This window comes from Embleya sp. NBC_00888, from assembly GCF_045207655.1.
Lineage (GTDB): Bacteria > Actinomycetota > Actinomycetes > Streptomycetales > Streptomycetaceae > Embleya.
In genome coordinates this window covers 3781039-3792473 of sequence record NZ_CP108784.1, presented here as the reverse complement: position 1 = coordinate 3792473, position 11435 = coordinate 3781039, and the positions used below count along the sequence as shown (strand labels likewise).

The following is an 11435-nucleotide window of genomic DNA, read 5'->3' as shown; positions in this document are numbered from 1 at the left end:
GGCCGCGGCGGGCCGAAGCGGGGACGTTCTAGGGTCGGACGGGAGTGTCGGCGGCGAAGGAGACGTGGTGTACGACCCGAGCGAGCAGTCCACCTCCGGTGATGGGGTCCGGGGCATCGATCCGGATCTCGATCATGCCTACGATGCCCGAGGGACGGTCGGGGTCGAGGGGTTTACGCGCTTGATGGCGCGGTACCGGGCCGAGTCGGATCTGGCGGTGGACGGACTCACCGGCACCGCCGGGGTGCGCTACGACCCGGAGAGCGCCGAGGTGTTGGACGTGTGGGGCGCCGCCGCGGGCGGTGCGCCGCGACCGGTTCTGCTGTTCGTGCACGGCGGCTACTGGCGGGCACTGTCCCGTCTGGACTCGGCGTTCATGGCGCGGATGCTGGACACGCACGGGATCGCGACCGTCGTCGTCGACTACACGCTCGCCCCGGGGGCGACGCTGGAGGAGATCGTCCGCCAGGTACGCGCCGCCGTCGCCTGGATCCACCACCACGGTGGCGAGTACGGCCTGGACCCGGCCCGGCTGGTCGTGGCGGGCAGCTCGGCGGGTGGGCACCTGGCCGCGACCACGCTGGTCGAGGGGTGGCAGGCCGGGTACGACCTGCCCGCCGACGCGATCAGGGGCGCCGTGCTCTTCAGCGGCCTGTACGACCTGCGCCCGCTGTTGGCCACGGCGGCCAACGGTTGGCTGCACCTGGACGAGTCGCGCGCCGAGGCGCTCAGCCCCGCGCTGCTCCCGCTGCGTACCGATCTGCCGGTCACGGTGATCGCGGCCGAGGGCGAGGCGGCCGGCTTCCACACGCAGACCCGCGACTTCCGGGAGCGGATCACGCCCGGCGCCGAGCCCGTGGTGATCCCCGACCGCAACCACTTCGACGTGATCCTGGACCTCGCCGATGCCGAGTCCACGGTGTCCCGCGCACTGTTGGACGTCTTCCGCCGGGTGGACCCCCGCCGGGCCTGACCGACCGCACCGAACCGAACGGCAAGCGCGTGACACCTCGCATCACGGTCGCCGAGACCCGGCGACTGCTTCCGACCCGGCCCCACCCGGACGACGCGGCGGCGGTGTTCGCCGTGCACGGGGATCCGGAGACCAACCGGTACAACCCGCACGGGCCGATGCGATCGGCCGAGGAGGGTGTCGAGTTCCTGCGCACGATGATCGAGGACTGGGAGCGGGACGGGATCGGCTACTGCTCCGTCGCGTCGCGCGAGGACCCGTCCCACGTGTTCGGCTTCGCCGGGACCCAGGTGACCCGGCGGCTGCGGCCGGACGGCATGCCGGTGTTCAACCTCTACTACCGCTTCGCGCCGATCGCGTGGGGTCGGGGTCTGGCCCGCGAGGCGGTCGACGTCACGCTCGCACTGGCCCGCCGGACGCTGCCGACGATGCCGATCGTCGCGGTGATCGACCGCGCCAACGTGCCGTCCCGGACCCTGGCCGGCCGGGTGGGCTTCCTGCCGAGCGACGCGTTCGTGGACAAGGAGGGGCGCGACCTGTACCTGCTGCCGCAGGACGACGCGGCGGAGGCGTCCTCGGCCACGCCCGCGGTCACCCCCACGGAGACGCCCTAGTTTCGGTCCGGGTGCGCGGCTCGCTCGGCGAAGACCGTGCGGGCGACGGCGATGCCGTTGAGCGCGGCCGGGAAGCCGGCGTAGCCGGCCATCTGGGTGATCGTCTCGACCACCTCCTCCTCGGTGCCGCCGACGTTGAGCAGAGCGTGGATGTGCACCGCGAGCTGCGGCGCGGCGGTACCGAGCGCGGTGCACATCGCGACCGTGGCGAGTTCGCGCGATCGCAGGTCCAGGCCGGTGCGCGAGTACACGTCGCCGAACGCGAACTCCAGCAGGTACCGGCCCAGATCGGGGGCGATGTCGCGGAGCGAGGCGATCACCTGTTCGCCGGCGTGGCCGTCGATCTCGGCGAGCGCGGCCAGGCCCCGGCGGTAGCGGTCGTCGGTGGTCTCGCCGGGCGCGGGAGCCTCGGCCGGTGCGGGTTCCCCCGCCGCCGGGTGGGTCTCGAAGACCTCGCGGGCCGCGCCGAGTCCGTTGAGCGCGGCCGGGAAGCCGGCGTAGAGGCAGACGTGGATCAGCGTCTCCACGATCTCGCGCCGCGTGCACCCGACGTTGAGCGCGCCGGCCAGGTGAAAGCGCAGCTGCGGTTCCGCGCGGCCGAGTGCGGCCAACGCCGCGATGTTGGCCAACTGCCGTTGCCGGAGCGTGAGTCCGGGCCGCGAGTAGATGTCGCCGTAGCCGAACTCGACGGTGTACCGGGCCAGGTCCGGGGCGATGTCGGCGAGGCTGTCGAGGACGGCGGGCCGATCGGTGCCGGCCACCTGTCGCAGTACGGCGAGACCGCGTTCGTAGCGGGTGTCCGAAGTCGGGTCGGTGGTCTCGGGTGTGTTGTCGTTCATGATCCGGACCTTACGAGTTGGAGTGAACTCGAAGTCAAGACGCGCCCGCGCCGCAGCGAATCCGGCGGTCGACGAGGCGTGTGTGGCACGGAAACGGTCCGTGCCAGTGAACCGTTGCTTTCGAAGGCAAACGTGATCCGCGCCACCCTTGATCGGACGTGTCGGTTGGTGTCGATATCTTGCTCGCGTGTCGGAACACAGGGGGGACCGGGACGCAGGCGATGGCCGCGACCGGACGGATGGTCAGTCGGGTGACGCGTCGGGTGGGGCCGCCGCGAACGACCCGTTCGAGGGGTATGTCTTCGACGAGAATTTCGTCAAGGGCGCGACCCGGGTCGAGGGGTCCGCGCGAGCGCGGATGCTCGCTCGCAAGTGGGCGGAGGAGCCGCCGGAGCATGTGCCCTGGCGGGCGGACGGGCCGAAACGGCGCGGTGGACGGCGCCCGCTCCGCACGATCCTGGTGCTCGCCGCGGTGCTCGCCGCGGTGGGCTTCGCCGCCGCCCCGGACCGGGTGTACGGCTGGTTCAGTGGATCGAACACGGCCACCGCGGACGACCCGATGGTGCAGCCGCCGGTCACCGGCATCGCCACCTCCGTGCCGTCGACGGCGGCGGATCGGCGGAACGCGGACCCGAATCGGCCGACCAGGACGAACCCGTTCGCGGGCTCGCCGGCGGTGAATTACGCCGACAACGAGGCGGGGTTGACCCTGCCGGAGGTCAAGTCCGTACCGGGGTACTCGGCGGCCGAGGTCACCGAGGCGCTGGAGGTGACCCGTCGGCTGCTGATCGCGGGCAATCTGGACCGCGACGTGCTCGCGGGCGGCCGACCGACCACCTTTCTCGGCCTGCTGGATCCGGCCGACGGGGTCGCCGCGCGGATCGAGAACGCGGTGAGCACGAATCGATGGGACGGCGACAACGCGCGGTCGTGGTTGACCAGATTCGATCCCAAGGATGTCGAGCTGGTCGGCCGGGTGGTCAAGGTGAACGGCGTCATGACCTACGACACCGATCGCGAGGGCACCCTGACGGTGCACGCCGACTTCTCGTTCGTCTACCCGGTGGCCAAGACGGGCAGCGGCTCGGGCGCGAGTGTCACCCGCTCGGTGGTCCGCCGGATGATGGAGACGAAGGTCTACCGGGCTCCGTACCAGGCCACCGTACGCGGCCGGGTCGCCTTGGGGAACGTCGACGCCGACATCGCGAACAGCTCGTGCACCCGCCTGGACAGCTTCGTGCGCCCGGAGTTCGAGGACGACCCCCAGGGCCCGAGCCACGCCCCGGCGACGATCGACCCGTACGACCGCAGCAAGCCGATCGACGCCAATACCGAACCGGGCGCGTGCCCGGCGGTGTCGCGGGTCTGAGGCGTCGACTCGCCCGGACTCCGGGACCGTGGCCGGGCGAACGTCGCTCGGCAGTGCCCTAGAACAGCCCTTCCTGTACCGACCCGTCCGGCGCCATCCCGGTGTCCAGCGGCTTGACCGTGACGCCGGAGGTGCGGCCGCGATCGGGGGTGAGCCGCCAGCCGGTGAGCAGGCGCAGGTCCACGAACAGTGGGCCGGTGTCCGTGGTGACCAGCGCGTCGTGACCCGCGACGCAGGTGAACTCGCCGTGCAGCACCGCGTCCTGGGTGAGCGCGGCGACCTGGTCCCGGGTCGGCGGCGGCGGGTCGGTCAGGCCGTAGAACCGGGTCAGGTCCTGGATGTCGCACCCGGCCGGGGTCAGGGTGTCCGGCAGCAGCGGGGTCAACCGCGCGTGCGCCTGCGCGAGTTCGGCCGGCGGACCGGGGGTGCGGGTGCGCCACCAGGCCGCCGCCTTGGCCCGGTGCGGTATACGTTCGCGGACCGTGCCGGTGGCCGAGCACTTGCGCTCGGTGCTGCGGATCGGCACCAGCGGGCCGTGCGCGAGCCAGGTGAACATCGGCGCGCCCTGGTCGGCGAGCCGGGCCGCGCGGCGTTCGGTGGCGGTGAGGCCGACCTTGACCAGGCCGGGGCCGAACCACGCGAGGTAGAGCGAGAACGGGCGCGGGTCGTCCATCGCCTGGTCGCGCGCGAGCTTTCGACCCGGATCGGCGAGCGCGCACGCGTCGCACTGCGATCGGGCGGCGGTGGGCGGCAGCGGCGCGAGGGTGGGACACACGACGCGCCGACCGGTCTTGCGCCGGATGCCGACACACGTGCGCGGACCGGAGAGTCGCCAACCGGCGGTGGTCCCGGGGGCGAGCGGGTGCAGCGTCTGCTCGTCGGCCGGGTCGGTCAGCACCAGGTGTGGTCGACCGTCGTTCCAGCGGATTCCGGTCGCGAGCAGTCCGGGGCGCTGGTGGGGGACGGTCATGGGGCCACGATAGGTGAAGCGGGCCGGGCCGCGGGATGCCGCCCGCGGCACAACCGACTCGCCGCGCCCGCGCCCCTGGCCGGCGCCCACGCGTGCGCCCCGGCCGCACCCGCGACTCCGCCGCCGCGCCCGGAACCGGTCGCGCCCCCGGCCGCCCGCCGCCGAGCCGCCCCACCCCCGGGCGCCCCGCCGCCCGACCACCTCAGCCCGACAGCGCCGCCACGGCCGTCGCCTTCGCCCACCGATAGTCCGGTTTCCCGGCCGGCGTGCGCGGCACCTCGGCGACCGTGACCAGGTCGCGCGGGATCTTGTACCCGGCCAGCCGGCCGCGGGCGTGCTCGGCCAGGTCCTCCGTGGTCAGCGTGTGACCCGGGCGCAGGGACACGACCGCGGCCACCCGTTCGCCGAAGCGGGCGTCCGGGACGCCGACCACGACGGTGTCGTAGACCGCCGGATGTGCCTTGAGCACGCCCTCGACCTCCTCGGGGAAGACCTTCTCGCCGCCGGTGTTGATGCACACCGAGCCGCGTCCGAGCAGCGTCACGTCGCCGTCGTCCTCGACCCGGGCGAAGTCGCCGGGGATGACCCAGCGCACGCCGTCGGGGTCGACGTGGAAGGTGTCCGCGGTCTTGACCGGGTCCTTGTAGTAGCCGATCGGGATGTACCCGGTCCGGGCGATCCGGCCGCTCTCGCCCACGCCGACCGGGCGCAGGTCCTCGCCGAGCACCGCGGTCTTGGGCTTGAGCGGGAATCGGCCGCCCGGGGTCTGCGAACTGCCCGCGCCGAACTCCGAGGCGCCGAAGCTGTCGGCGATGTACAGGCCGGGGACCAGCCGGGTGAGCTGGGCCTTGACCGACGGGGACAGCAACGCGCCGCCGGAGCCGATCACCTTGAGCGTCTCGACCTGGTGGTCGCCGCTCTCCAGCGCGTCCGCGATCGGGCGCGCCATCGCGTCGCCGACCAGCATCATCGTGACGCAGCCCTCGCGTTCGACGGCGCGCAGGATCTCGGCCGGGTCGTAGCGCAGGCCGGTCCACAGCACCGCGGTGCCCGCGCTGAGCAGGGTGATCCAGGTGACCCACTGGCCATTGCCGTGCATCAGCGGTGTGGTCAACATCTGCACGAGCGGAGCGCCCTGGGCCTTGTCGGCGAGCAGTTCGGGGTCGGTGATCGGCTCGCCACCGAAGTTGCCGCCGCCCATCGCCGAGCAGAAGATGTCGTGCGAGCGCCACTCGACACCCTTGGGGAAGCCGGTGGTGCCGCCGGTGTAGACCATGTACCGGTCGTCGGGAGAGCGCTGCTCGAAGTCGCGAGCACCGCTCTCGGCGGCGAGCGCCGCTTCGTAGTCCACGGTGTCGTCGAGCTTCTCGTCGAACTCGTCCGCGAGCACGAACACGTGCGCGAGCGCCGGCGCGTCCGCGCGCACCGCCGCGACCTTGGGCAGATAGCCGCGCTCGACGACCAGTGCGGCCAGGTCCGCGTTGTCGACGATGTAGCGCAGTTCCTCTTCCACATAGCGGTAGTTGATGTTGATCGGCACCATCCGCGCCTTGAACGCGCCGATCATCGCCTCCAACCACTCGGCCCGGTTGCGCGAGTAGACGCCGATGTGGTCGCCGACCGCCAGCCCCGCCGAGGCGAACGCGTGCGCGACACGGTTGGCCCGCTCGTCCAACTCGCGGTAGGTCAGCCGGACCTCGCCCGCGACCAGCGCGAGCCGGTCCGGACACGCGTCCACCACGACCTCGAACAGGTCCGCCAGGTTGAACACCCGCTGGGTCATTGTCAGTTCCCTTTCGCAACGATGCCGCGCAGACCGTCCGCGCCGAAGACCGGCTCCAGGAAGGCCCGGAAGTCCGGGCCCCGACGCAGATGGTGGCCGCCGTCCACGTTGATGTTCTGGCCGGTGATCCAGGTCGACTCGGGGCCGACCAGGAAGGCCGCGAGCGAGGCGATGTCGTCCGCCTGTCCGACCCGACCCAGCGGGGTGCAGGCCAGGTAGTCGTCCAGCACCGGGCCGCCCCGGGTGACCGCGTCGACCATCTCGGTGGCCACCAGGCCGGGCAGGATGCTGTTCACCCGGACTCCGCTCGCGCCCAGTTCGTCGGCCGCGAGCCGGACCAGGTGGTCGATGCCGGCCTTGCTCACGCCGTACGCGCCGAACCAGCGGTGCGTGGTCGAGGAGGCGATCGAGGAGATCGCCACGAACGAACCGCCGCCGGCCGCCGCCATCAACCGGGCGGTGTGCTTGAGCACGAGCATCGTGCCGGTCAGGTTCAGCTCGACCGTCTCGCGCCACTTGTCGGTGTCGATCGAAGTCAGCGGACCCATGGTGGAGTTGCCGCCCGCCGAGGCGACCACGGCGCGCAGCGAACCGAGTTCGGCCGCGCTCGCCACCGCCGCCTCGACCTGATGCTCGTCGGTCACATCGGTCACCGCGTACGCGACCCGCACGCCGGCCGCCGCGACCTTGTCCACCTCGGCCACCGCGGCCCGCAGGCGATCCTCGCTGCGGCCCGCGATCAGTACGTGCGCGCCGTCGGCGGCGAACCGCCGCGCGCAGCCCAGCCCGATCCCGCTCCCGCCTCCGGTCACCAGCGCCACCGTGTCCCGCAGTGGCAGGTCGGCACGTGTCACCGGGCATCTCCTTCGAACGTGGTGGGCACGTACGCCGCACCGTCGGCCGGCCACAGCGGTGCCGGTACCTCGAAACCGATCGGCTCGCCCCAGCCGTTGCGATAGGCCACCTCGTCGGGGGAAGTCCTGGGCGCGACACCCCACTTGCCGGTGGGATAGCCGAACGACACGCAGCAGGCCATGTGCCAGCCCTGGTCGGCCGGCACCCCGAGCACATCCCGCACCGCGTCCCGGTGCGCGATCCCGAGCACCGCGGTCAGCGCGCTGCCCACGCCCTCGGCGCGCGCGGCCAGCATCGCGCTCCACACCGCCGGGAAGATCGAGCCGCCGGTGGGGTCCTGTCGGACGAAGCCGAACATGAACAGCGGGACGCGCTCGAAGTTGTCCGCGAGCCACTGCGACGAACGCCGCGTGCGGACGAAGGACCGGCTCTCCGCGCTGTCCGGATCCGCCTCGGCGGCGGCCACGCGCGGTGCGTAGACGGTCTTCCACAGGGAGTCCATCGCCTCCCGGTACAGCGGCCCGATCCGGCCCTTGACGCCCGGGTCGTCCACCAGCAGGAAACGCCAGTTCTGGGCGTTGCCACCGCTGGGCGCGCGTACCGCCGCGTCCAACAGGCGGGCCTGCACCTCGTGCGGGATCGGATCCGGTGCGACCCTGCGCATCGCGCGCGTGGTGTACAGCGCTTCGTGAAGTTCCATGCGGTCCCCTGCCTGATACCTGAGCTGATACCTGTGCCGTACTGGTGGTGATGCGGCGTCAGACGACCGCGCCGACCTCGCGCAGGCGCTCGACGTCGGCCGCGGCGACACCCCACGCGGCCAGCGCGGCGTCGGTGTCGCCGCCCGTCGCGGCCGGGCCCGGGTGCACCGGCCGGGCCGGCTCGGCGGCGGGGGTGCGGGAGAAGCGCGGCGCGGGCGCCGGCTCGGGCAGGCCGTCGGCGTGCAGGAAGGTGCCGCGCTCGACGTGGTGGCGGTGCGCGGGCGCCTCGGCGGGGGAGAGCACCGGGGCGAAGCAGGTCTCGGTGCCCTCCAGCAGCGTGCACCACGCGTCCCGGGTGCGGCCCGCGAACACCTCGGCGAGGCGGGCCTTCATCGCCGGCCAGTGCGCCGGGTCGTGCTGTGTGGCGAAGTCGGCGAACACCGGGTCCTCGGCCAGGCCGAGTCGGTGGATCAGCTCGGCCCAGAACCTGGGTTCGATCGCGCCGACCGCGACGTACCGGCCGTCCCGCGTCTCGTACACGTCATAGAACGGTGCGCCGCCGTCGAGCATGTTGGTCCCGCGCGGGCCGAGCATCCCGGCGGCGCCCATGGTGAACCAGGTCGCGCCCAGCGTCGCGGCGCCGTCGATCATCGCGGCGTCCACCACCTGGCCCCGCCCCGAGCGGCCCGCCTCCAGCAGCGCGGCGACCAGGCCGAAGGCGAGCAGCAGGCCGCCGCCGCCGAAGTCGCCGATCAGGTTCAGCGGAATGCTCGGCGGCTGCCCGGCCCGGCCGATCGGCTCCAGCATCCCGGCCAGCGCGATGTAGTCGATGTCGTGTCCGGCGGCCGGGGCCAGCGGCCCGGTCTGTCCCCAGCCGGTGAGCCGGCCGTACACCAGCCGAGGGTTGCGCTCGGCGACCACGTCCGGGCCCAGGCCCAGGCGTTCCATCACGCCGGGCCGAAACGGCTCGATCAGCGCGTCGGCGTCGGCGAGCAGCCGCAGCGCGAACCCGACCCCGTCCGGGTTTTTGAGGTCGATCGCGATCGAGTGCTTGCCCCGGTTCATCGGATTGCGCGGCGGCTTCGCGTAGCCCTTGCGGGCCTCGTCCGCGCGATCCACGCGCAGCACCTCGGCGCCCAGGTCGGCGAGCAGCATCCCGCAGAACGGCCCCGGCCCCAGGCCGACGAACTCCACCACCCGGATGCCCGCGAGCGGTCCTTGTCTGGCGGTCACGGCAGCTCCAGCGTTCGTCGGGGCCAATGGCGTGCGGTCGAGGCAAATACTGAAACACGTTCTCACTAGATCTGACGAGACGTCAGACTAGACTTCCGTCTCATCCGTAGGCAAGATCACCGCGGAACGAGTCGGCGCACCGCCCGCGGTCGCGTCGCCCCGAGCACCCGGCCCCGTACCAAGCCCGCGGTACCAACCCCCGAAGCACGACCCCAGAGGACAGGCTCTCCCGTGGCCGAACCCCGCACCAGCTCGACGATCACTCTCACCAGGTCGCTCACCCGCGACCAACAGGCCCGGCGCGAGCGGTTGGTGCGCGCCGCGTGCGACCTCGCGCTGGAGGGGGGATACGCGGCCGTGACGATGCACGACGTCGCGGATCGCGCGGGGGTGGCCAGGGCCACCGTGTACCGCTACTTCACCTCGAAGAACCACCTGCTGAGCGAGGTGTCCGCGTTGTGGATCGGCGAACTCGCCGACGAACTCGCCGACCGACCGCTGCCCGCGGACCCGGCCGGCCGGCTGGCCGCGCTGCTGTGCCGGATCGTCGAGGTGAGCGCGGAGAACCGGCTGCTGACCGAGGCCGTGGTGCAGGCCGCGACCGCCCCGGACCCGTCCGCCGGTCAATCACAGGAGACCTTCCACCAGAGCATCCACCGGATCACCGGCCTGGCGTTCGGTGAGCCGGCCGACCCCGAGGACGGCGCCGCGGGGGACCGGCGGCGCGACATCGAGGTGGTGCTCGGCCACGTGCTGCTCTCCGGTCTGGTCAGCCTCACCGCCCGCGGCCGCGCGCTCGACGAGGTGCAGGACCTGATGCGTACCGCCGTCCGACTCTTCGTTCCGCTCGACACGTGATCACCACGGAGGCTTGCCATGACGGCTCCCACGATCCGCGACATCCACCTGCTCGACCGGGACTGGTACGCCGGTGACCCGTTCGCCGACTACGCGTGGCTGCGCGAACACGCGCCGGTGTACCACAGCGAGCGCGCCGGCGTCTGGGGCCTGAGCCGGCACGCCGACCTGGCCTGGGCCGAGCGCAACCCCGAACTGTTCTCCTCGGCCAAGGGCTCGCGCCCGATCGGCTACCCGCAGCCGTCGATGATCGACTCCGACGACCCGACCCACTACCGCCGCCGCAAGCTGGTCTCCAAGGGCTTCACCCCCCGGCAGATCGCCGCGATGGAGGAGCACGTCCGGGACATCGTGACCTCGCTGATCGACGCGATGATCGCGGCCGGCCCCGGCGCCGACCTGGTCCGGCAGTTTTCCGCGCCGCTGCCGATGACACTGATCGGCGAACTGCTCGGGGTCGGCGCCGAGCACCGCGACCAGCTCCAGCACTGGGCCGACGTGATGGTGATGCTCTCCGACGGCGGCGAGCTCAGTCACAAGGCGGGCGAGGCGTTCACCGAGTACGTCGCCTACACCACGCAGGTGATCGAGGACCGCCGCAAGACCCCCTCCGACGACCTGATCGGGATCCTGGTCGGCGCCGAGATCGACGGCGAGAAGTTGTCCTTCGACGAGCTGATCGGCGAGTCCCTGCTGCTGCTCGTGGGCGGCAACGAGACCACCCGCAACGTGATCTCCGGCGGGATCGCCGCGCTGCTGGCCAACCCCGACCAGCTCGCCCGGCTGCGCGAGGACCCCACGCTGATCCCGTCCGCGGTCGAGGAATCGCTGCGCTGGGTGTCTCCCGTGGTCAACATGGCCCGGCACACGACACGTGACGTGGAACTGCACGGCACGGTGATCCCGGCCGATTCGATCGTGATGATGCTGTACGGGGCCGCCAACCGGGACGCCGAGGTGTTCACCGATCCCGAGCGCTTCGACGCCTTCCGCACGCCGAACCAGCACATCGCGTTCGGCACCGGCCCGCACTTCTGCCTCGGCTCCTCGCTGGCTCGCCTGGAGATCCGGGTCGCCTTCGAGGAGCTGCTGCGCCGGCTGCCCGACCTGCGGTTGGCGCCGAACGCCGACCTCGCGCACGGCCCGTCCTCCTTCATCCGCGGTCTGATCGCGCTGCCCGTCGAGTTCTGAGCCGACCGCCGGTCCGGGCCCGGGCCCGAGGGAAGCACCTCGGATCCGG

11 protein-coding genes are annotated in these 11435 nt (G+C 72.3%); 5 read left to right on the top strand and 6 right to left on the bottom strand.

Annotated features, from left to right (window positions below; translation table 11 throughout):
• Nucleotides 1–67: 67 nt before the first annotated feature.
• Both OG948_RS15655 and OG948_RS15650 read left to right on the top strand, forming a co-directional pair.
• Nucleotides 68–973 (top strand): alpha/beta hydrolase, encoded by a 906-nt coding sequence (locus OG948_RS15655; RefSeq protein WP_406297131.1) that lies wholly within the window; start codon nucleotides 68–70, stop codon nucleotides 971–973.
• 29 nt (nucleotides 974–1002) lie between these two features.
• Nucleotides 1003–1587, top strand: a complete 585-nt coding sequence (locus OG948_RS15650) for a GNAT family N-acetyltransferase (RefSeq protein WP_406297129.1) — start codon at nucleotides 1003–1005, stop codon at nucleotides 1585–1587.
• Here the strand turns inward: OG948_RS15650 and OG948_RS15645 are convergent.
• On the bottom strand, nucleotides 1584–2426 hold the full coding sequence (locus tag OG948_RS15645; RefSeq protein ID WP_406297127.1) for a carboxymuconolactone decarboxylase family protein: 843 nt from the start codon (nucleotides 2424–2426) through the stop codon (nucleotides 1584–1586). The two genes, OG948_RS15650 and OG948_RS15645, sit on opposite strands and share 4 nt — an antisense overlap.
• Nucleotides 2427–2613: 187 nt before the next feature.
• Here OG948_RS15645 and OG948_RS15640 point away from each other — a divergent pair, with 187 nt between their 5' ends.
• Nucleotides 2614–3795 (top strand): hypothetical protein, encoded by a 1182-nt coding sequence (locus tag OG948_RS15640; RefSeq protein ID WP_406297125.1) that lies wholly within the window; start codon nucleotides 2614–2616, stop codon nucleotides 3793–3795.
• Nucleotides 3796–3853: 58 nt separating this feature from the next.
• Here OG948_RS15640 and OG948_RS15635 read toward each other — a convergent pair whose 3' ends face one another.
• The 5 genes from OG948_RS15635 to OG948_RS15615 all read right to left on the bottom strand — a co-directional run bounded on the left by OG948_RS15635 (nucleotide 3854) and on the right by OG948_RS15615 (nucleotide 9337).
• A complete protein-coding gene (locus OG948_RS15635; protein WP_406297123.1) occupies nucleotides 3854–4765 on the bottom strand; it encodes a DUF2797 domain-containing protein in 912 nt (303 codons plus the stop codon).
• A gap of 202 nt (nucleotides 4766–4967) precedes the next feature.
• Complete coding sequence (locus OG948_RS15630; protein WP_406297121.1) at nucleotides 4968–6548, bottom strand: acyl-CoA synthetase; 1581 nt, start codon at nucleotides 6546–6548, stop codon at nucleotides 4968–4970.
• Nucleotides 6549–6550: 2 nt separating this feature from the next.
• Nucleotides 6551–7402 (bottom strand): SDR family oxidoreductase, encoded by an 852-nt coding sequence (locus tag OG948_RS15625; RefSeq protein WP_406297120.1) that lies wholly within the window; start codon nucleotides 7400–7402, stop codon nucleotides 6551–6553.
• Nucleotides 7399–8103 (bottom strand): nitroreductase family protein, encoded by a 705-nt coding sequence (locus tag OG948_RS15620; RefSeq protein ID WP_406297118.1) that lies wholly within the window; start codon nucleotides 8101–8103, stop codon nucleotides 7399–7401. Before OG948_RS15620 ends, OG948_RS15625 begins: the two co-directional genes overlap by 4 nt.
• 58 nt (nucleotides 8104–8161) lie before the next feature.
• Nucleotides 8162–9337, bottom strand: coding sequence for a CaiB/BaiF CoA transferase family protein (locus OG948_RS15615; protein WP_406297116.1), 1176 nt, complete (start codon nucleotides 9335–9337; stop codon nucleotides 8162–8164).
• A gap of 231 nt (nucleotides 9338–9568) precedes the next feature.
• On the opposite strand from OG948_RS15615, the gene OG948_RS15610 reads away from it, so the two are divergent.
• Complete coding sequence (locus OG948_RS15610) at nucleotides 9569–10195, top strand: TetR/AcrR family transcriptional regulator (protein ID WP_406297114.1); 627 nt, start codon at nucleotides 9569–9571, stop codon at nucleotides 10193–10195.
• Between the two features lie 18 nt (nucleotides 10196–10213).
• Complete coding sequence (locus OG948_RS15605) at nucleotides 10214–11386, top strand: cytochrome P450 (RefSeq protein ID WP_406297113.1); 1173 nt, start codon at nucleotides 10214–10216, stop codon at nucleotides 11384–11386.
• The last annotated feature ends 49 nt before the right edge of the window (nucleotides 11387–11435 follow it).

Bases quoted from the DNA above. Each gene is read 5' to 3' on its own strand.
- OG948_RS15645 (WP_406297127.1), bottom strand. From the start codon at position 2,426: ATGAACGACAACACACCCGAGACCACCGACCCGACTTCGGACACCCGC.
- OG948_RS15635 (WP_406297123.1), bottom strand. From the start codon at position 4,765: ATGACCGTCCCCCACCAGCGCCCCGGACTGCTCGCGACCGGAATCCGC.
- OG948_RS15630 (WP_406297121.1), bottom strand. From the start codon at position 6,548: ATGACCCAGCGGGTGTTCAACCTGGCGGACCTGTTCGAGGTCGTGGTG.
- OG948_RS15620 (WP_406297118.1), bottom strand. From the start codon at position 8,103: ATGGAACTTCACGAAGCGCTGTACACCACGCGCGCGATGCGCAGGGTC.
- OG948_RS15605 (WP_406297113.1), top strand. From the start codon at position 10,214: ATGACGGCTCCCACGATCCGCGACATCCACCTGCTCGACCGGGACTGG.